The organism is Chryseobacterium sp. JV558 (assembly GCF_033712365.1).
GTDB lineage: Bacteria > Bacteroidota > Bacteroidia > Flavobacteriales > Weeksellaceae > Chryseobacterium.
The window spans coordinates 258,425-280,702 of sequence record NZ_WJHU01000001.1; the positions used below are offsets into that span (position 1 = coordinate 258,425).

The following is a 22,278-nucleotide window of genomic DNA, read 5'->3' on the forward strand; positions in this document are numbered from 1 at the left end:
GAATTGTTGTGTTACCATTTATTATTTCTATTAAAAAAGTGATCAATGGATAATAAAATCAGTACGGTATCTAAGTAGGAGGAAATAGCTTCAGAGGCAAATCAATATCAGTTTGATGGTTTCATATACAAACTTGTTCACTTGAGCGCCTATTATTTGAGTAGGTTTTGATCTTTATCATTTCTATAGGTTAATTTTTATTTTATAGTTAGTGTAAAAATAATTTAATAAAAAGAAAAAATGACTATACTTTTGTATAGTTTTAAATCAAAGTTTGATGAATTAATTTGGGGTAAACTTATGTTGAAGTGCTTACAGTAAGGAGAATGCATAAGTATTATTTTAAGAATAAATATTTTTTTTGATTTTTCAGCTTAATTCCATTTCTATGTGTATATAATGCAGTAGAGTTTGTTTTTGTATGTAAAAAATTCAATAAAAAAAATATTTTTATGTGTTTTTTTTATTATTTAAATAAATGTTTTATGGAATTAGATTCAATTATAATTAAGTTTTAATGAATTTTTTATTTAACTTAATTATGAATATGTTTGCAAAAAGTAATCAATAAAAAAAAGTTTTTCACCCCTATTATTATGTTAAAAATATGAGTGATAAAATAAATTCATTGTATCCCAGGAAGGCGTCTGATGTATCAACTTTTGAAGAAAAAAGTACAAACAAATATTTTAATGTGCTCAAAGCGGTATTGGGAAACAGTTTGGGGACTGTTTTTATTACAGATCTTAAAACCGAAAAATTAGAATTTATTTCAGAAAATCCCCTTCTTTTTTCGGGTTTTCGGGCTGCTGAGGTTAAAAAAATGGGATATAATTTTTTTCGGAAATACACCAAGAAGGAGGATTTTGAAATATTAAGAAAAGTGAGTATTTATGGCCTTAAATTCTTTGAATGTCTTTCACTGGAAGAGAAAAAAGCACACACCATTACTTATGATTTCCATCTTAAATATGCCAATAGTGCAGATGTACTTGTCAATCATAGAATTACACCCATAGAACTTGATGATGACGGAGAAATTTCTAAAATAGCCTGCGTAGTATCCTATTCCCTTAATCGGACTGCAGGAAATATCCGGATCATATCCAATACCTCAGACACGTATTGGAAGTATAATCTCTTTACGGGAAAATGGACTGAAGAATGTAAAATTACTTTAAAAATAAGGGAAATAGAAATTATAAGACTTTATCTTCAGGGATTGAAAATAGAAGAAATTGCGGAACAATTGTGCGTTTCACCCAGCACCATAAAGTTTCACAGGAGTAAATTGTTTGAAAGAATTGGCGTGAAAAATATTATCGAAGCAATATCCTACGTAATAACGAATAAATTAATTTAAACTTTGTTTTTAAATGTCTTCAAACCGAAAGTACTGAAAAATAAAATATTCTTTTCCGGGTAATTTCCAGGTTTTAAATAATAAGAACTGCCTGGTTCTTATTGCAGTATGTTTTTTGAAAATTGTCCCACTACAGAATTATAGAAGGACAATCCCCAGAGCAGCTTAATTAAGCTGATAATTTGTGATCACTAAACTCAGGATGAAATGAACATAATTCTCTTCCACCTCTTTTCTGTTGATCAATTTGTTTTTGTACTCGTAAGAATTCAGGTCCCTGGATAATTTCTGATACGTTTCGAAATCATCACCTTTTATCTTTACTCTTATATTACCATCTCTTCTGTTGATAATTACATCATCTATAGTTCTTACTTTAAATAAAACTTCACATAATGTAGGACGAGCCTTCATTGACCCGATATATCTTTCAACTATATTAATCTTGAACGAATCAAATTTGATGGTATTAAAAACGATTTTAGAATTAGGTTCCTGAGTGTTGAGTTCAAGTTTATAGTTCATTACTTTATAAATTTTGGCAAATATAAGTTTAATTATGCCAAAAAACAGACTGTTTTAATAGATCATTCCCATAATAATGATTGAATTTTATTCTGTAAAAAGAAAATCGTGTGAAAATGTGAATATTAGTAGCTTATAAATGAGGGGAAAACGGAAGTCTGACGAATTTTTTTCTTTCTTTATTTTTTTCCTTATAGCCATTTACGTAATTTTATTCTCTGTAATTAAAAATTCATATTAATACCAATATAATGGAAAGATATAGTTATGGAATAGTTGGCCTTGGAGTAATGGGGCGGAATCTTCTTTATAATATCGCTGATAACGGGTTTTCAATCGCAGGATTTGACCTTGATCAGGAGAAAGTAAAAGAATTGGAGAATGGTGCTGCTTCAGAAATGAAAGTTAAAGGTACAGGCTCTTTAGAAGATTTTGTATCTGCATTAGAAGTCCCAAGGAAAATTATTCTTATGGTTCCTGCAGGAAAACCTGTAGATGCAGTGCTGGAAAGCATTACCCCGCTTTTGAATGAAGGTGATATCGTAATTGATGCCGGGAATTCTTACTTTGAAGATACCAATAGACGTGTTGCTGATCTGGCATCAAAAAAACTGCATTTTATGGGAATGGGAGTGTCAGGTGGAGAAAAAGGAGCCAGAAGAGGACCGAGTATAATGCCTGGAGGTGATCTGGAAGCTTTCAAACTTCTTAGGCCAATGCTTGAAGCCATTGCAGCAAAAGTAGATAACGAAGCATGTACAGCATATATGGGGAAAGGATCTGCAGGAAACTACGTGAAAATGGTACACAACGGTATAGAATATGCCATTATGCAGCTTATCAGTGAGGCTTATGACCTGCTTAAAAGAGGAGCGGGTTTGAATAACGAACAGCTGTATGAAGTTTTCAGAGACTGGAATAATGGAGAAATGAATTCCTTTCTTATTGAAATTACCAGAGATATTTTTACTCAGAAAGATTCATTCACAGAAAACTATCTTGTTGATCAGATTTTAGATAAAGCAGGAGCAAAAGGAACGGGAAAATGGACTTCTGAACAGGCCATGGAAATTGGAGTTTCTATCCCTACTATTGATATTGCGGTAACTTCAAGAATTTTATCAGCGTATAAAGAAGAAAGAGTTCAGGCTTCTCAACTCTATGGTGAAAAGGAAATCACAAAGCCGGAAAATACAGAATTGTTTATCAAGGAAGTGGGTGATGCTCTTTTTCTTTCAACATTAATCAGCTATGCACAAGGATTGTCTTTGCTGGTAAAAGCCTCTGCAGAATACGGTTTTGAAATTCCCCTGAAAGATGTTGTGAAAATCTGGAGAGGAGGATGTATCATTCGCTCCGTATTGCTGGAAAAATTCTATTCAGCATATACTCAAAACCCTAACCTTTCTAATATTCTTCTTGATCACGATATTGCCGAATTGGTAAAATCAAAAATCAAAGCCCTGAGAAAAACCGCAGGATATGCCTCAGCAAATGGTATTTCCAGTTTGGGAATTCAGACTGCTTTGGGATATTTTGATGCTTACACAACAGACTCTCTTCCTGTGAATCTGATTCAGGCTCAGCGTGATTATTTTGGAGCTCATACCTATCAGCGTACTGACAGAGAAGGAGTATTCCATACCTCTTGGCAAACTGCAAACAATTAAAAATCGGAAAAATGAATCAAAATAGAATCTTGCAGCCAACAACTATCGTTATTTTTGGTGCTACAGGAGATCTGGCAAAAAGAAAACTTTTTCCGGCATTTTATAACTTATACATCGACGGCAGAATGCCCAAAGGCTTCAATATTGTTGCCTTGGGAAGAGCCGAAAATACCGATGAACTTTTTAGAAATTATATCAAAGAAAACCTTGAGAGTTTCTCCAGAAAAAAAGTGACTTCTGAAGACTGGGCTGGTTTTCAGGCTCATATTACTTACTTTCAGCATCAATTGGATGAAGAAAGTTCTTATCAGAATCTGCAGCAGAAATTGCTGGATTTTGATTCTGTTTACGGAATGAGAGCCAACAGGTTGTTTTACCTGTCAATTGGACCCAATTTCATTTCTACCATTTCCAACCATATCAAAACAACAGCATTAGCTTCAGATCCGAAAAAAGACCGTATTATTATTGAAAAACCATTTGGTCACAATAAACAGTCGGCGATTGAGCTGAATACTCTTCTGGCAAAAACATTTGAAGAAGAACAGATTTATCGTATTGATCATTATTTGGGAAAGGAAACCGTACAGAATATATTGGCATTCAGATTTGGAAATTCAATTTTTGAACCTTTATGGGAGCATAAATATATAGAATCAGTACAGATTACCGTAGCAGAAGAAGTAGGTGTTGAGACAAGAGGAGCTTTTTATGAGCAGACAGGAGCATTGAGAGATATGATTCAGAACCACCTGTTGCAGATCCTGTGTATGGTGGCTATGGAACCACCAGCTTCATTGCAATCAGGGGAAATAAGAGACCGTAAAGTAGATGTTTTGAAATCAATTCGCAGAATTTCTTCAGATCAGGTTGAGCACTATGCAGTAAGAGGTCAATACGGGAAAAGTACAATCAACGGAGTAGATGTGAAAGGCTACCGTCAGGAGAGCGGTATTGCTGAAGATTCCAACACCGAAACGTTTGCTGCAATAAAATTTTATCTGGATAACGAAAGATGGCAGGACGTTCCTTTCTATGTTCGTACCGGAAAGAAAATGAAAGAAAAGCATTCTTATATTACCATCCAGTTTAAGCCGCTTCCTCATTCTACATTCTCAGACAGTCCACATCTTTTATCTGCTAACAGGTTGATTATTAATATTCAGCCGATGATGGATATCAGATTGCAGTTTATGACAAAAAAACCGGGATTGACCTTGGATTTAAAACCTGCAGAAATGATTTTTGATAATTTTGCCTGTCAGGATGATACTCCGGAAGCTTATGAAACGTTGTTGCAGGATGCTCTTTTAGGAGATCTTACATTATTTATGCGTTCCGATCAGGTGGAAGAAGCATGGGATGTTGTTACAACAATACAGGAAGCCTGGGAAAATAACAAAGATTTATCCTTCCCGAATTATAAAGCAGGAAGCTGGGGACCGGAAGACTGTAATGCTTTAGTAGAAAGACAAGGGCACAGCTGGGTATAAAACAATATAAAAATTAAACAAAAAAATGAATATTACAGTATTTGACGACTTGGAAAAACTGTACACAAAGGCAGCGGATGCATTTGTTGATCTTTCAAAAAAATCTATTCAGAAAAATGGCCGTTTTGTGGTTGCATTGAGTGGAGGATCTTCTCCTAAAGCTATTTTCAAACTATTAGCAACCCCGAAATATGCAGAACAGATAGAATGGAATAATGTCTACTTTTTTTGGGTGGACGAACGATGGGTTCCTTTGCATGATGATAAAAGTAACTTCAGAATGACGGATGAGGCCCTTCTCAGTCAGGTTCCAGTAGATAACAACCATATTTTTCCTATGTATGGTGAAGGAATAACTCCGGAAGATTATGCAATGACATATGAAGAGCAGATCAGGGGAATTCTTGGTAATGAGGGTGTTTTTGATTTTATTCTTTTAGGAATGGGAGATGACGGTCATACTGCTTCTCTATTTCCGGGTGAAGAGGTTTTAAATGAAAAAGAAAAGTGGGTTTCTGCCTATTATCTCAAGCCTCAGGAAATGTTCAGGATCACATTGACTGCACCGTTGATCAATAAAGCTGAAAATATTCTGGTAATAGCATTTGGTGAATCCAAAAAACATGCATTGAATGAAGTATTGAACGGCGAATATAATCCATCATTATATCCATTACAACTTATTGAGAGAAAGGATGGATATCATTTTTTTACAGACGAAAAAGCAAAAGGTTAATATAAACTTTGACTTTTAAAATAAGAGACTGTCCAAGGACAGTCTCTCTTCATATCAACTATTCTATACCGAAGCCGGTATATATAATTTTCTGTACTTCAAAATCAAAAATCTGTACTTCAAATTTAAAAACAGCATCATTAAAGAGCTAATGATACTGTTGCATTTAGTGTTTTTACCTTAGTTGCTTGTGTCCGAAACTTTTTATTTTTTCTCAACTCAAATAGTGCTTCTATGTAAAATGGTTATTAGTTTGAAGCAAATATACAAAAATAAGACACTTCATAGTGTCTAAAATGAAAAAAAATAAAATTATTTTCATTTAAACCTTAAGCAACTCATGAAAAACCTTTTATATAAGGCATTTGAAGCAAGAAATAAAATCAACAAAAAATAAATTTAAATCAGAAAATTGAAGCAGAAGAGGTATTTATGACCACTAAATGAGAAAGAAATACTTCTTTTAAATAAAAACAGCACCATAAAGAATGGTGCTGCGAGTAATGTTTTACCTCAGCAGCTGAATGTTCAAAAACATTTAAACTGAGGGAACTAACGGTACAATCTGATCTCTCACAATCTCACAACTTTGATCGTTCGTTTTATATAAAATGGTTATTAGTTTCTGCAAATATAAACATTTAGACACTAAAAAGTGTCTAAAATGAAAAAAAATTCATAAACTTGTAGAATTGAAAGTTTACCATGGAAAGAAAGTCAGCAGCAGGAAATATCCGGAATAAGGAGCGCAGTAAAAAAAAATTTTTGGACGCAGTGGGAAAAATACTGAGAATAAAAGGGCATACTGCATTGAAAGTAAATGATATTGCTGCTACTGCCGGGGTAGATAAAAAGATGATCTATACTTATTTTGGCGGGATAGACGGGTTGATAGACGAATATATACGGTCTCAGGATTACTGGAGTAAAGTGACCATTGATGAGGTAGAAAAAATAAAACCGAAATTGGATGATGGAGGACAATCTTTTATGGAAGATATGCTGCTGTCACAATTTGACTATGTTTACAAAAGCAAAGAAGCGCAAAAGTTACTGCTATGGCGCATTTCTGAACCCAGAAAATCATTAAGGAAGCTTACCGATATTCAGGAAGAAAACGGAGAATATATTTTTAAACTGCTGATGGATCCTCATTTCAAAGAACATGCTGAAGATGTACGTTCAGTAATGGCAATCCTGGTTTCCGGACTTTATTATCTGAATATGTATGCTGCTATGAATGGAAGTATTTTCTGTGGAATAGACGTTGACACTACTAAAGGACGGGAAAAAATAAAAAAAGCAGTTTCTTTTTTATTAAACCAAACCTACGGGAATCTTTAATATTCAGTTTGTTCTGATCTCAATAATTTCGAAAAAAAACAAAACCATTAGAAATTTCTAATGGTCCATTGTGTTGTTGTGTTTCTACCTTAGTTGTTTCGTGTTCGAAATTGTCTTAAAGTAAGGGAACAAAAATAAAAACAGTCTGAATTGTTTTATTTTTTCAACCTAAAAGTGTTTTAAAATATATAGATGGTTTTAGTTTGTACAAATATATGAAATAAGACACCATGAAGTGTGTAAAATAGTATGTATTTTTTAAATTTTATTTTAAAATTTTGATTTTCAGATTATTAATTTTTGGTATACAAAGAAATTACTATCTGAATGAAGCTGATATTCCAGTTTAATCACCAAACAAGACAAAAAAAAGATCCTTCTCAAGCTAAAGACATACATTTCAACACTTGAAAAGTGTTTTATTTAATATCATAGCGGCATTTTGCTAATAAAAAACAGCATCATTATAGAAAATGATGCTGTTTGGTTGTGTTTTTACCTCAGTCGTTTATTTTCGAAATATTTTAAACTGAGGGAACTAACGATACAATCTGAATAGTTTTTAATTTTTCAACCTCGATAGTGTTTTTATATAGTGAATGGTTTTAGTTTGTACAAATGTATACAAATAGTTGACATTAGACACTGGTTAGTGTCTAAAATAAAAAAAAATTGCTTAAACTTGTATATTGAATGTTTAGTCATGGAAAGAAAGTCAGCATCAGGGAGTATTAGAAATAAGGAACGCAGTAAGAAAAAGTTTTTAGATGCAGTTGGTAAAATTCTGAAAACGAAAGGATATGCAGGATTGAAGATCAATGATATCGCTGCAACTGCCGGGGTAGATAAGAAAATGATCTACACCTATTTTGGCGGTATGGATGGTCTGATGGACGAATATGTTCGTACACAGGATTTTTGGGTGAAGGTAACCAGTGAAGAAGTTGAAAAAATAAAACCGAATCTGGAAGATGGCGGAAGAGAATTTATCGAGCAGATGCTTCTGTCACAATTTGATCATGTATACACCAACAAAGAAGCACAGAAACTATTGTTGTGGACCATATCTGAACCCCGAAAATCATTAAAAAAACTGATAGATACTCAGGAAGAAAACGGAGAATATATCTTTAAATTATTGATGGAGGACCATTTCAAAGAAAAAATGGACACTTATCGTTCTATCATGGCCATTATGGTTTCAGGACTTTATTACCTGAATATGTTTTCTTCTCTGAATGGCAGTCTTTTCTGTGGGATAGATACCAATACACCTGAAGGCCGCGAAAAAATCAAAAAAGCTGTATCCTTTATGGTAGATCAGACCTATGAAAATCTTTAATGTTCAAGGAGAATAAACCTTAAATAACATAAAAAAGAGGCAGTAATCTGCCCCTTGGTTGTATGTTGTGATGAATATCTTATCCTTTATGATAAGGACATCCTGAAGCAGCATCAGTACTTCCGGTAGTGTTGAAGAACTGCTCTTCAATCACTTTTCTCTGATCCTCAGGAATATCTGCTAACTTACGAAGCGTATTGACCTGGATATGAGGCCAGCTTGTGGTGCCGCCATCATTCCCGAAATCAAATTCGAAGAATACAATTTGCTCATATTGAAGCTGAAGAATCTCTTTTCCGTCTTCAATAATGGTTTCAATCCACATATCCATATCCACCTCAACAGTTGGAACAAAACGGTTGACAAAAGGAACATTCAAAACACCTCCCTGCGCTCCGGTTTTCATTTTGGAAGACATTCTTACATGAACATAATTGCTTACTTCCTGGCCTCTTAATGTGTCTCTAAGTCTTAAATCTGGTCTTACAGAATAAGGATATAAATCATTTGCCAGTATTCTCTGGGTATAAATCTTGTTTGAACCCGGATCATTATCATCATCTAACGTTTCATGTACCCAATCCGGTGCAGGCTGGTCCAGATCAATGATATTGTCAGGGGTTACTCCTGCGTTCCCCATCGTACGTGAAATCGAAAGATGATTGGTATCCCATGCTGCTTTACCATAAGGGAATTGCGGGGAACCATTAATTAAATAATAGGTTTTATCATCAATATTCTGAGAAATAATATCTCCAAGTAAAGTAATGGTACTCCCATGAGGAATAACGCCGCTTCGGGAAATAGAGTAGTCCGGAATAAAATAAGGACCGTCAACTCCTGCTCCGGGCTTCAGTTCCTGTGCTGGAATAATCTCGTAATAAGGCTGTCCCGGCTCTAGCTGGCTTAGAAGAATATATTTAGGATTCGGTTCTCCGTCTGGTGTTATCCTTACCAAAGGCTCATCTCTATATTTTCCTGTATATCCATATTTTTTAGCATCTTCTGTTGAAAAGGCATGAATACCACGGTCCCTTTCGATAGATTCTTTAGTTGCTGCATGGTTGTAGACGTCACTCAGCCAGAGAAACATACCATTTTCTTCATGGATAGGGGTGTATTGTAAGGCATTCTGTCCCTGTACGGTATTAACGCTCTTGATGCTCTGTTCATATTTAACAGCCCCACAGAAAAGTTCACTGGCACCACCACGGTTACGAACACCACCGGGAACGATTGCAAATGTCAGTTTCTCAATATATTCTTCACTATCAAAAGCAAATTTTCCGGGAATTGTTCCTGAATTGGTTCCTGGAGAAGGCATAATGGTAGTATGCACTCCGCTTGCTAATGATGGTTTGGCAACACCTTGATTGTAGTTGGCATTATAACTTACCCATGTTCCATTCAAGGCGGCAAGGACTCCATAATCTACATTTTTCTCAATAGCCTGCAGATTGTCTTCTCTGAATGGTCTTACCGGATCATCAATAAGAAGTTTTGAGTATCCATCCATTATCTCGGCCAGATTAACTTCATTTTGGCCGGGCATTTTGCGGAACAATTGTTCTCCTCCCGCTTCGGGACTTTCTTTTTTTCTTTTAAGCATGATATATCGTTTTTATGGTTATAATTCAGTGTATTCGAATGTTGGGCCCGCATTAGTGTGAGCATCCAATGGTTGTTTCATCAGGTTGACAGCCTGTTCTTTCAACGCATACATGTACATAATGGATTTTTCCAACTCTCTTTGGTTTCCTTCCACAGCACTTTGTATAGCGTCTAATAAACGTCTGTAGGTTTTATTAAACTCAACTCCCTGTGCGTGCAGTTCTTTGTTTTTAATATAATCTTCCACCTTAGGATTAGGCTTCATGGGATAGGCCGCATCCCATTCTACTGGTAGATTTTTTCCGTTGGGTGGAGTCGTGACAGGCATCATTCCGTTTTCATCCATAAAAGGTTCATAATTTCCTCCCAGATAGAAATGCTCATGGAAAACTTCTTTAAATCTGAAATAATGAGCCAGTTCCACCCCTTCTTCAAACTGGGAAGAATCCACATCAAAAATAGAATCATCAGCTCCTTCACCCTGTCCTTTAATCTCCTGGAAAACAGCAATGACTCCAGCTAGAGCTTCTACAAAATGTAATTTTCCACCACTTCCATAATATTGCTCAGGACGGATCTGTTTTTCCGGCTTTCCTGTGAAAATTCCACCCTTATTTAATTCTTCAAAATTCTTAGGAAGACTTCCGTGATTTTTGTAATAAGCTGTGATTTGGAAAACAACGATATAGAAGAATAAAACATCATAATATTCACCAATAGTATATACATTTTCCATGATGAAACCTTTCATGTTTTCAAGAGTCCAGAAGTTGTTTTCCTGTACAGCGACTCTTTGAGAATATGATTCGAAGGTGTCGGTTTCATGATCATATTTCGGTGCCTTTACCAGAGGCTTGCTTGGACTTTCAATCGCAATAAATGTTGCAATACTGTTGCTTGAGAATGTTTCCAAACCTATATAGAAATCAACATTCATTGGTAATTTCATAGGATAAGTAGGGTAGTTCTCCTGTTTGTTTACAGAGGGCTGAATATCAATTGCATTCAGAACATTACAAACCATGATCAGGTGAAGCATTTCTTCTACAGCAACACTTCTGATAATTTGTGAAGCTAAAGCATTAGTTCCATCCTTGATAGAGTACAAAGCAGTCAAATAAGGCGGAATGGTAGAGTGCTCAATAAGAATCGCCGTCTGTAAAAGATCCTGTAAAACAGGTTTATAATCAATTTCGGTTAATCCATTTTTTGATTCCGGGACTCCGAAACCAGATTGAGATTCCAAATACGTATTAAAATCATCAATCTGATCATTCAGTAAAAGGTGGGTCACTGCTTTGCTGTGATGTTTTACGCCTTCAACCCAGTCTTCTTTGCTGAGTGTGGAATCAAATAATAAAGAGGGTAATGAAACGGCTTCTGCAACAACGGCGCTTCTGCCTGCCATTCCTGCTCCTTTTAATAACGTTTCCTGTGGTTGTGCTGTTTTATTGATAAGTCTTTGTCTCATGTTGTTATTTTTTAAGTTGAATTTCAAGATCAGCAAGGATAGATTCTACCGAACGGATCGTGAATGCTGATAATGTTAAAGTAGGATTTGAAGTTCCCAGAGTGGTCATATTTCCTGCCCCTACGACGTATAAATTCGGGTGATCCCAGGTTTTACAATAGCTGTTGGTAACAGAATCTTCAGCCGTAGAACCCATTCTGTGAGTTCCCACAATATGACCTGCTCCGTTGTAAGAATATCTCACTTTGTTATAGATCACAGAATTTTTATCCTCGTCAGTATATTTTGTGTAATCTTTAATCTTTAATTTTTTGAACATCTGATCAGAAGCATGTTTTGCCTCTTCCATCGCTTTCATCTCGTACTCTGTCAGTTCATAATGAATGACAGGTCTCGGAATGCCAAGAACATCCAGATACTGATCATTAATGGTTACTCTGTTATTTGGATTCGGCAGTTGTTCAATTTCAAAATGAAATAATACCTGTTTTGAAAGTCTGTCGGTGAGTTCTTTTCTTAATTTTGCTCCAAAAAGCTTCTCCTCTGTGATAAAATAGGTAACATCTGATCCCGGAGAAAATGCCGGCCATCCCCATCCCCAATTGTCAAGCGGAGAGATCCATGCAGAAAATTTACTTCTGAAATCTCCATCACGGAAAGACGAAATGTTTGTAGTAGAACCAGGACCTCTGTATGGGTATACCGGTTCAGGGAAAAGTCCCCAGGTAAGCATTACCATATGATCCATCAGGTTTCTTCCCACCTGATCACTGCTGTTGGCAGCAGTTTTTACACCCTCTTTGGTTGTATATTTGGAATTCAATAGAATTTTTGGGTTTTCAAAAGCATTGGCCGCCAGAATTACGATGGCATCTGAGGTGTCAATAAATTCTTCAACGAAATCTGTTTTCTCTTTTGAAGTATATCTTCTCAGGTGAACTTTGGAAATTTTATCCTTATCATTATGGTCAACACTTAATCTGTACACCACACTCTGAGCCTGAATCTGCATGTACGGATTGCGTTTAAGATTTTCATTGTCATTGATCTTATATAAAGCTTTTTTCAATGTTTTTAAAGCATTGTACTTCGCCTGAACAGGACAGATCGGAACACATGAAGCGTTTCCTTCACAGCGTTCTCCCATGTAAGGATTCCACACAGAACCAAGAGCTTTGTATTCTTCTTTTTCAGAACTGTCTAAAACCAGTTTGTATCCCGATTCTTTTGATTCGGCTTTAATGATTTTCGTTTTTCCGTATTTTGGATTCGGAATAGAGTTTCTTCCCTGTGGAGAAGGCACCATCGTTAAGGAAATCTCTCCTGAGCTTAGCTTTACGCTTGTCCCCTTAAGTCCATCAATAATCTTATGATCCATATAACTCTGAGGAATTTCTTCCATCGGGAATACATAATCACCATAATATTTTTCCATTTTTTCGTCAATAGGATATTCCTGTTTTGAAACATCCCCGGAAACCCCGATTTCAAATTCTGCCATTTCATAATAAGGCCTTAATTCTTCATAGCTTATTGGCCAGTCGATAGAAGTTTTCTCAGTAGAATCGGGTTTTGGAATGGTAATGCCATACTTTTCAGTAAGTTTGAAATCATTAGGAAGCATTCTTGGAGTCGTTCCCAGCCAGTGAAGGGTCGTTCCGCCTCCCACGCGGATAGCATCACTCGCAAACGGCATTGGCCCAAACTGAACCAGATATCCTTTTTTGCCCGGATTGGGCTGAACAATTTTCTCCATGTCAAGAACGTTCGGAGAAGGAGCCTGTTTTAAGTTGGGATAAGGTGAATTGGGAACTTTGGCTATCTCTTTATAAAAAGTACGGATATAATCATTGTAAGTGGTCATTGAAGATACAGAATCCAGTTCAATGCCGGCTTCAAGACCCGCTTCATACATGAGTACAGATATTTCACGGATATTATCCGATTTTCCGGTATCTGCACGGTGGATCATTTTTCCTTTTGTGACGTCAAATACGTGATCGGTCAGGAGTTTTGCAATTAATGATCCTGCAATCCCCGTTCCTACGATGATCACATCTTTTTTGTTATTGATCTGGTTCATGAGTTGTTGTTTACAGGTTTAATATTCCATGATTTGTAGCCAGGTTGTTTTGCTCCGGGCGGATGAGAATGCATCAGATTCCAGACAAGACCTTCTTTGTAAGAAAGATCATCGATATAAGTACCTTCCCAGGTTCCTAAATACCACATTGTGATCACTTTTCCGGAAATATCATTCTTTTTGGGATTTCCAATAATTTCAGATTGAATGGCTTTTTTTAATTCATCACCGGAATATTTTTCGAGAATATTTTTCGAAACAGTAAGGAATTCTTCGAAAGTAACTGAATCTAAATTTTTTAAAACATAAGTGTAATAGGTTTCTGCCAGACCTGTAGACTGCAATTCGTTGACCGTAAATCCGGTAAGTGCTTCCGAGATAGACATAAACACGTCGAAATAATAATCGTCGACGTTGAGAATTTTGTTAATAATATTCATTTCGTTAAAAATTTGGGTTAGATATCTTCAACTCCTTTCAACAGGAAGTGATCATACCGATTGATCTATAGCTGCTGGATTTCAGATACCATTCCTTTTTCAGAAATGCGTGCATGTTTGTCAAGCTATCCATAGTTGTGGTCAGTTTTTGTTTATCCGAAATTAATCAGATCCTGTCAGATAAGATTCAGTATTTCTACGTAATTTATATTAATGATTATTTAAATTTTTGTAACAAACCCTTTGTGTTAGGGGTTTGTAGAGGGTTATGTTTTCACCTAGTTTAGAATTATTTTAAATAATGTGGTAGATTGTTTTCAGTAGTGTGTTCAGAATAAAGAATTAATAATAAGTAGAGTTTGAAAATAGCTTATTCGTATATATAATTGTATTATGTTTATTTTTTTTTGTGTTTTGTTAGATCAGTTTTATTATTTGATCGGGTTTTTGAGTGGATGTTGTTTTGTTAATATTTTTGTTTGTTTCTGTATTAAAAAATATTAACTTTATAGTGATAGTTATATCATAAAAAACTAAAACCAATATGTATGAAAATGATAATTTACAAGATCTTTTATCCATTACTATAGCCAGTTTATCACAGCAAAGATGTGTTTTGGTTTTAGGACCAGATATTTATATGAGTGACGAGATTGAAAATAAAGTAATAGATAGAACAGAGTTTTTTCTTAAGCTTCAGAAAGAAAACGCCGGCATAACTTTTTTTCCAACTGATGGTGTAATGATATTTCAGGATGAGGATAGGTTTAAAATACAGCAAAATGTCAGAAAGTTTTATTCCGGAGACGGAGATGTTCAATTATTGGAAACAATTTCCAAGATAAAATTCCCTTTAATTATAAATGCTTCTCCAGATGAATCATTGTTTCACTATTTACATAAGCTGGATACCAATGTTCAGGAAGATTATTTTGAAGGAGATCAGGATGAGAATAAGAATATTACATTTAATAAAGATCAGCCTTTAATTTATAATGTTTTTGGCAAATCTTCAGATCCTCAGAGTTTGATTATTTCTCATGGTCTTTTATATAGAAGGATGCAGGAGATTCTTCCTCCAAACTCTTTTCCCAATACAATCCGGACATATTTACAGAAAGCAAATAGTTTTCTTTTTCTGGGCTTTAGGTTTGATTCCTGGGCTTATCAATTGCTTACTTATAAAATATTTAATGAAAAAATCATTGATCCTAATAAAATCAGGCTAAGCAGCAGTCCACAATATGTAAAGGATAAAATGATCAATTCTATAATGACAAAACCTTTAGGTATAAATATTACGGATAGTCCACCTCTTCAGATATTAAACAGACTTATTCAGATCATTAACAATACATCAGCAACTGATCTGTTAAGAGATACAGGAATGCAGGATAAATTCAGTTCCTTTATTTCATATAACAGAAGAAATAAACTGTTTCTGGAAACTCTTGTGGAACGATTTAAAAATAAGGTGGCGGAAATGAATATTAATGAAAACGCCCAGACTGAATTGCAGCTACTGTATGATACTCAGGATTTGGGATATGGTCAAAGTATTGATTCTTTTATGACCCGAATAGGAAAAGGAAAGATTGTGATAATGATGATCAGTGAAGACTATTTGAAATCATATTATTGTATGACTGAGGCATTGAGGGTAAATGAACATCATAAATTCGATGAAAGAGTATTTTATATTTTAATTACAAATGATCTTATCCTTGATTTTAAAAATATTGATGAAGGGATGCAGTACTACTATGATTATTGGCAGAGTAAACTTACTGAAACAGCATCCAGAGAAGGAGCAGATCAGGAAAGAATTATAGGATATGTACTTATCAGGGATTTTATTAAAAAATTTATTAAAAATATTTCTGATCTGAATAATTATGTAGTGGATGTGAACAATGTTGCAGAGGAGATGCTTGATAATTTTATCTTACAGTTAATCAGTAAAATGAAAGAAGAGCTATGAGTGCCAATTATAGATTCCCAGGATTGAATGCTTATTCAAAAAAAGATGCTTCCTTATTTAAAGGAAGAGATGAGGATTCTCAGAACCTTTTTAACAGATTGCTTCTGAATAAAACTACTGTCTTTCATGCTGACTCAGGAATTGGAAAGAGTTCATTAATCCAGGCGGGATTGCTGCCAATTATAGATAAGTATAATGATGAGGTTTCGTGTGAAATTATTCCCATTGAAATAAAGCTTACAGAAATTATTACTGACCAGAGTAATAACTTGCTGACTGATTTTGTATTTAATAAGGTTTATGAAGAAGTTCTTTCATTAAAAAAGAATCTTTTTACTCTTATTCCGGATGATATAACATCATTATGGGTTTTGAATAAACGATGTGAAAAGCAGAATAAGTATTTGGTGCTGATTTTTGACCAATTTGAAAACATACAGATTTTTACTAAAAAACAGATTGAAGCTTTAAAAAAAGAACTGTTTTATCTTTTGGGTTCAAAAATTCCGGCAGAAATTTATCTAATGGTTGAAGATAATCTTAATGTAAAAATTAATTCTGACATTCCTGTTCAGGAAGAATATAATTTTTTAAGTGTTCCTAACAGAGCAAAATGTCTATTTGTGGTAAGAGAAGATAAGTTGGGTGTAATGACACAGTTTAGTGATCTCTTTCCGGATATTTTAAAAAATGATTTTGCAATAGAACCACTTTCTTTAGAAGATGCTTTCAATGCAATTTATGAACCTGCAACTATTGAAGGAAATTATTATTCCAAACCATTCCATTTTAAAAATGACAGTATTCTAAAAGGTTTGATTGAAAAAATTGCTGATTATGATACCCATTTGGTAGATCCAATCCAGCTCCAGATCATTGCTCGTGATATTGAAAGAAATATTGTAATAGGAAAAGGAAAAACTGTCATTGAGGAAAATGATATTCCGGAGGTTTCAGATATCATTTGGAAATTTTATAATGACTGCTGGGATATTGTTTCTTATAATATTGGGCTAAAAGATAGCGAAGTCTTTGATGTAAAGCAGACTATTGTTCCTCAATTAATTTCCACTGGCAGAAGAGATCTTGTTATCACAACAAAAATTCCTGAAGGAAATCCTTCAAAAGCAATATTTATTCTCAAAAAAGAAGGATTGATAAGAGAAGTGATTTCTGAAGGAAATGCATTTTACCAACTTACCCATGATAGATTGGTTGATCCTGTAAAGAATGATATACTAAGGATTGAAGAAAGGGCCCGAGTTGCTGACGAAGTGAGAAAAGTAAATGAAAAAGCTGAGAGAATGAATAATAGGCTGGACCGAACTTTAAAAAAGCTGATGAGATTCCGTGTCGCTTTTGCAATATTGATTTTGATGATTATAGTAGGCTGTTTTTATATTCCTCATTATTTTAGTAAACCTAAAGATTCTGCAATTGTTTCAATAATCAATTCATTATCATCCGTTGATGATAAGACAGCTTATTATTTAAGATTTCTCGAAAACAAAGATTTTAAGAATGCAATCATTTTTTATTGTTTGTCTTCAGGAAGTTATAATGATAAAGAAGTAAGAAAAAGATATAATAGTAAGGTTGTTCAGGATACTTTGAAAGCTGGTTTAAGAGCAGATTCTCTTTTTGAAATAGGGCAATACAAAAAAGCAGTACATAATTATACTTTGGTTAAACGTTTTATGGAACGTCGCAAAGGAAACACCTCCAGAATAAACGGTATCCTCAATAATTATTATGCTTCACTAATTGCTTTTTATGCCTGGGAAAAAGCAAGACAAGGCTTTGGAAATATTGAAACCACGGAAAAAATTGGTTTGGAAGGTAAAGGGATAAGTATACTTCCTGATGAAGTTAAGAGTCTTAAATATTTGCAGAATGTGCAACTGAAAGATAATAATTTTGAAACGATTCCTCCTAATATTTTAAATATTAAAACGATTAATATGATTAATCTTCAGAATAATAAAATATCAAAAATCCCAAAAGATATATCAAAACTAACTAATTTGGAAGCACTGTACCTGAATCAGAACTCTATTTCTTCAATTCCTATTGAGCTTTGTAATGTAAAATCATTAAAATATTTGACACTGAATAATAATCAGATATTAAATATTCCAGATGAAATTAAAAAATTAAAAAATTTGGAGATATTGTCTTTGTCAGGGAATCATTTATATGATTTTCCTATAATTACTTTAGAGTTGGAATCTTTAACTAAGCTTTATCTTAATAACTGCACTATAACAATGCTTCCTGATATAGGTGTATTAAAAGAAAAATTCTCCAAATCAATTTTGGAAAGAATAGATTTTACAAATAACTCTCAAAAACTTGAAGGAGAATTTTATAACAAAAATGGACAGAGAATTATTATCAACCAATAATTAAATCGGTTGATAAGTTTCTTTAAATACTTCTTTTTCTATTCGGTATATCCCGGATTCGTCAAAAGCAAGAACTAAATAGTCATCCTGAGTGACCAACATGCTCTGGTTCCACTGGGCTTCTATGTGTGATTCTTTTTCAGGATCTAAAACATTGTGGAATTCTGTAAGATTATATTTTTCTATATTATCTGCCGTTAACTGAATGGCATGTACAGGTATGGTAACCGGGCGGTAAAATAAATAACCTTCATGGTCAGTTTCATTTCCATAGGGAATATATCTTTGATCAAACTGATCTTTCAGTAGGATATATTTTTCTTTATGATCAGTATCGTTTTTAATGATATAGTCTCCTTTTCCTGCATAATTAATTGTTTCTGTTTTTCCTCCTATCACAGATTTTATTTCCTGACTGGATTCTGCAATTTTTGCATATACACCTTTTATTTTATAATAAGGTTTTCCATGTTTTAATATAAACTCTGAATATTTGACCATGAGTTCCTCCTGTTTTATACATTGAGGCTTAAAAGTATTATTGAGAAACTCTTTAATAGGTGCATTGATTCTTTTATAGATATTTCTTTTTATGTACGAAGAAAACAATGAACTTGCAAATCCTGCAATCTTACTTTGTTTCTTTATCTGTGTTATAATTGAAGGGTAGGTATTATCAACAATCATTTTTAATCTTTCTTCTATTTTACTGTTGATTTTTTTGAATTCTTCTATACTTAATCCCTTGTAAATGGGAATCGGAATTTCCTCTTGACGCGTATGTTCAAGCAATAATAAATCAGGAATATATGGAAACCTGAAATTTTTATTTTTTTCAGGTATTTTATAATTGGAATCGTAGGCGAAGATTCTTTTTTGTTCAACATTGAGAAGAATACCCGTTTCAGATTCAAAGTCTGAAAATTCATTACCGAAATAATATCTTAAAAAAGTCTGACAGTTCTTTCTGCCCAATTGATAGTCATGCTCTCTGAAAGATTTCTTGAAAAAACCGGAAAACCCACTTATTAAGCCACTTGCCAAAAAATAAAATCCTCTTTTGGAGGGATAAATTAAAAATCTGGAGCGATCCATATCTAACGCGCTCAGAATATCTTCCTGTTTAAACATAGACTGATTTCTAAAAGTTCCTATAAGTTTAAAAATTAGATCTTTTAAATTATTTTGTGTCACTTCTTCCTGAGAACGAATTGAGGTAGCATTTGTAATATTAGGAAAAGGATCTACTAAAATATAATATGCTTTATCATTTTGATGATAGTTTTTTATTTTGGACTGCATTAGTTTTACCACGGTTCCCAATGGTTCATTATTTATTGCTCCCCCATCTACAGCAGTGAAGGAATAAGGCTTTCCTTGAGGATCTACTGCAACATCCATTTTGTATTTGTCGAGTAAGTTTTGTTTAAATTTTAAAAAATAGTCATGGGAAACATGGATGACTCTGTTTTTTAGACCAAATGGAAAAGCACCAGTTGCCATGGCTGCATGAGAAAGATATTCTTTATTATCGTCACATAAAGTATCTGATGGAAAATCACAATTTATATTGATGTGGGAGTTTGTGGAAAATGTATAATGTAAAAAACCACTGTGCATCCTTAAAACATTTCTGGTGGGGTTATCCTGGCTGATGTTTGCAAATTTGATATCAATAGGAACTCCTTGTACATTTGTTACAGATAAAAGCAGATTAAGATTTTTACTGATAAAGTTAGGAGGATTGTAATTGATGCTGCCTTTCGGAACAGCAGCTTTGGCAATATCATCAATTACCTGTGAATTTAAAAATGATTTCATATCCCACAATGAAAACTTCTCTTTTTTAAGATCACTAGTATCTAATAATTTTTCAAGAGTACTAATTCCTTTTTTATCATCATCCATCATTTCAATCCAGGATTGGTATAATTTCGATTTTTGAAATGTTTGATCAGGAATAGTATAATTAAAATGCGCAACCCCGTCATTAATTTTATTATAGTAAGTGTTGTCACAAAAAGAGTAGCCAAGTATTGCACCTGTCATTCCGCCTGCAGATGCACCTGAAATAATTTCGATAACAACATCATGAAGGGGAACTTTTATTTCAGCTTCTGTGAGCTCTTCATTCCGTTTTAATTTGGTTCTGATTTTTTCTTTTTCCCTTTCCCATCTTTCCAATGTTTCAATAAAATAATCCATCACACCTGCTGTATAAGCACCTGCAGATACAGCACCAGCCAGGCATAATCCTAATCTGATCGTTTTTGTTTCCATTGTAGTTAGTTTTTTATAAATTTAGTGTTTTATTGTAATATTTATAGCTGTCATGAGAGTTTATTTTTTTAAATAAAATACTCTTATCTACTTTGAAAATCTACCTTATATTTATATAATAAATTAATATATAACAAAAAATAGCCTATTGTTTTTTATTGAATAGAGCTCCGATAAACCAATTACTTCAGACCATGAAAAAACTTACTTTTACTATACTATGCCTGATCTCTTCCGTTTTGCCTGCGCAAGAATTGAGCACTAAAGATGTGGCGGTTTCCCATTCTTTCCTAAAACAGTCGGTGCATCAGTCTATTCAGCTTGAAACAGACCGGATATTTGATAAACTGGTTAATATCAGGAGAAGCTTTCATGAAAATCCGGAATTGGCAGGTAAAGAAATGCATACACAAGAGGTCATCACACGATATCTGCTTGATTTGGGATTGGAAGTAAAAACCGATATATACGGTTACAGTGTAGTAGGGATTCTGAAAGGAGCTCAAAAAGGCAAAAAAATAGCCTGGAGATCAGATATGGATGCATTACCCAATGATTATCCTGATCCTGAAGCATTCAAATCAAAAGTAAAAGGAGTTCAGCATGGTTGTGGTCACGATGTCCATATGGCAATTGGATTAGGAATTGCAGAGGTTCTTTCAAAAAATAAAAAGTCATTAAAAGGAACAGTCTATTTCATATTTCAGCCTGAAGAAGAAACATTCAAAGGTGCAAAGGAAATGTTGGATAAGGGGTTGCTTTCCAAAATAAATCCTGACGAAATATATGGACTGCATGTGACAGCAATACCTGTAGGGCAGATCATGGTAAAACCCAATGAAATGTTTGCCTATCAGAAGAAAATAAGAGTTCAGTTAAATAATGGATTATCTGAAGAAGAGACAGAAGGGTTAACCCAAAAGATCAGTAATTTCCTGACCCGTATTCAATCCGGAACTAAGCCTTGGGAAATACAGTCTATTGTTGATCCTAAAATAGGGTTGACCAATCCTGATACAATTTTCAAAGATTATCTTTTCGCAGATGGAAAATTTAATATTTATTCTAAAAATAATGTGTCCTTTCTTGAAACCTATCTGTATGAGACCAATTCTTCTAATGTAGATAAAATAATTCCGGGAGTTCAGAAAATTATAGAGGATAGCGGGTACAAAGACAAACTTCTTTCCGTTTCGTTTGTTCAGGGAAATCCAACGGTTATCAATGATGAAAAGCTTACAACATCGGCCACGGAAATCCTTCAGAATCTGTATGGTAAAAATGCAGTTGCTCCGGATTATGGGCAGGTTCCGTTTTTTAATGATGATTTCTCCTATTTTCAACAGAAAATCCCGGGTGTTTACTTTTTCCTGGGTGGTTCTAATTTTAAAAAAGGAGTGATTGCTATGAATCATTCTCCTAATTTTCAAGTGGATGAAGAAAGCATCAGAACCGGAGTTAGAAGCTTTTCATCATTACTTATTGAACGCCTCAACAGAAACTAATTTTTCACCGCAATGACATCTATCTCGAA

15 protein-coding genes are annotated in these 22,278 nt (G+C 34.2%); 9 read left to right on the forward strand and 6 right to left on the reverse strand.

The features are described from left to right. The first annotated feature begins 607 nt into the window (after nucleotides 1-607). Nucleotides 608-1,363 carry a response regulator transcription factor gene (locus tag GFU89_RS01220; RefSeq protein WP_318845398.1) on the forward strand — a complete coding sequence of 252 codons (756 nt, stop codon included), beginning with the start codon at nucleotides 608-610 and terminating at the stop codon, nucleotides 1,361-1,363. A 165-nt stretch (nucleotides 1,364-1,528) separates the two neighbouring features. Here the strand turns inward: GFU89_RS01220 and GFU89_RS01225 are convergent, their stop codons facing one another. Beyond that, on the reverse strand, nucleotides 1,529-1,888 hold the full coding sequence (locus GFU89_RS01225) for a prevent-host-death protein (RefSeq protein WP_318845399.1): 360 nt from the start codon (nucleotides 1,886-1,888) through the stop codon (nucleotides 1,529-1,531). A 251-nt stretch (nucleotides 1,889-2,139) separates the two neighbouring features. Here GFU89_RS01225 and gndA point away from each other — a divergent pair, with 251 nt between their 5' ends. The 5 genes from gndA (at nucleotide 2,140) to GFU89_RS01250 (ending at nucleotide 8,473) form a co-directional block, all read left to right on the forward strand. Further along, nucleotides 2,140-3,558, forward strand: coding sequence for an NADP-dependent phosphogluconate dehydrogenase (gene gndA, locus GFU89_RS01230; RefSeq protein ID WP_318845400.1), 1,419 nt, complete (start codon nucleotides 2,140-2,142; stop codon nucleotides 3,556-3,558). 11 nt (nucleotides 3,559-3,569) lie between these two features. Beyond that, complete coding sequence (gene zwf, locus GFU89_RS01235; RefSeq protein WP_318845401.1) at nucleotides 3,570-5,051, forward strand: glucose-6-phosphate dehydrogenase; 1,482 nt, start codon at nucleotides 3,570-3,572, stop codon at nucleotides 5,049-5,051. 25 nt (nucleotides 5,052-5,076) lie between these two features. Next, the gene (pgl, locus tag GFU89_RS01240; protein WP_318845402.1) at nucleotides 5,077-5,787 is read left to right on the forward strand and encodes a 6-phosphogluconolactonase; all 711 of its coding nucleotides are present in this window, start codon (nucleotides 5,077-5,079) and stop codon (nucleotides 5,785-5,787) included. 705 nt (nucleotides 5,788-6,492) lie between these two features. Continuing rightward, entirely contained in the window at nucleotides 6,493-7,131 is a 639-nt protein-coding gene (locus GFU89_RS01245) for a TetR/AcrR family transcriptional regulator (protein WP_318845403.1), read from the forward strand. 703 nt (nucleotides 7,132-7,834) lie between these two features. After that, nucleotides 7,835-8,473, forward strand: coding sequence for a TetR/AcrR family transcriptional regulator (locus GFU89_RS01250; protein WP_318845404.1), 639 nt, complete (start codon nucleotides 7,835-7,837; stop codon nucleotides 8,471-8,473). 79 nt (nucleotides 8,474-8,552) lie between these two features. Here GFU89_RS01250 and GFU89_RS01255 read toward each other — a convergent pair whose 3' ends face one another. From GFU89_RS01255 to GFU89_RS01270, 4 genes are read right to left on the reverse strand one after another with little or no spacing between them, the layout of a single operon-like run. Further along, the gene (locus tag GFU89_RS01255; protein WP_318845405.1) at nucleotides 8,553-10,082 is read right to left on the reverse strand and encodes a peroxidase, FMP-type; all 1,530 of its coding nucleotides are present in this window, start codon (nucleotides 10,080-10,082) and stop codon (nucleotides 8,553-8,555) included. An 18-nt stretch (nucleotides 10,083-10,100) separates the two neighbouring features. Continuing rightward, nucleotides 10,101-11,555, reverse strand: a complete 1,455-nt coding sequence (locus GFU89_RS01260; protein ID WP_318845406.1) for a ferritin-like protein — start codon at nucleotides 11,553-11,555, stop codon at nucleotides 10,101-10,103. A 4-nt stretch (nucleotides 11,556-11,559) separates the two neighbouring features. Continuing rightward, a complete protein-coding gene (locus GFU89_RS01265) occupies nucleotides 11,560-13,638 on the reverse strand; it encodes a GMC family oxidoreductase (RefSeq protein WP_318845407.1) in 2,079 nt (692 codons plus the stop codon). After that, a complete protein-coding gene (locus tag GFU89_RS01270) occupies nucleotides 13,635-14,078 on the reverse strand; it encodes a sugar dehydrogenase complex small subunit (protein WP_318845408.1) in 444 nt (147 codons plus the stop codon). Before GFU89_RS01270 ends, GFU89_RS01265 begins: the two co-directional genes overlap by 4 nt. A gap of 544 nt (nucleotides 14,079-14,622) precedes the next feature. On the opposite strand from GFU89_RS01270, the gene GFU89_RS01275 reads away from it, so the two are divergent. Together GFU89_RS01275 and GFU89_RS01280 are read left to right on the forward strand one after the other, a co-directional pair. Further along, entirely contained in the window at nucleotides 14,623-16,059 is a 1,437-nt protein-coding gene (locus tag GFU89_RS01275; RefSeq protein ID WP_318845409.1) for a toll/interleukin-1 receptor domain-containing protein, read from the forward strand. Further along, nucleotides 16,056-18,464: a leucine-rich repeat domain-containing protein gene (locus GFU89_RS01280; protein ID WP_318845410.1), complete on the forward strand. Its 2,409-nt coding sequence runs from the start codon at nucleotides 16,056-16,058 to the stop codon at nucleotides 18,462-18,464. The genes GFU89_RS01275 and GFU89_RS01280 overlap by 4 nt, the downstream gene beginning before the upstream one ends. Here GFU89_RS01280 and GFU89_RS01285 read toward each other — a convergent pair whose 3' ends face one another. Then, nucleotides 18,465-20,744, reverse strand: coding sequence for a patatin-like phospholipase family protein (locus GFU89_RS01285; RefSeq protein ID WP_318845411.1), 2,280 nt, complete (start codon nucleotides 20,742-20,744; stop codon nucleotides 18,465-18,467). A 194-nt stretch (nucleotides 20,745-20,938) separates the two neighbouring features. Here GFU89_RS01285 and GFU89_RS01290 point away from each other — a divergent pair, with 194 nt between their 5' ends. Next, the gene (locus tag GFU89_RS01290) at nucleotides 20,939-22,249 is read left to right on the forward strand and encodes a M20 metallopeptidase family protein (RefSeq protein ID WP_318845412.1); all 1,311 of its coding nucleotides are present in this window, start codon (nucleotides 20,939-20,941) and stop codon (nucleotides 22,247-22,249) included. Nucleotides 22,250-22,278: the final 29 nt, after the last annotated feature.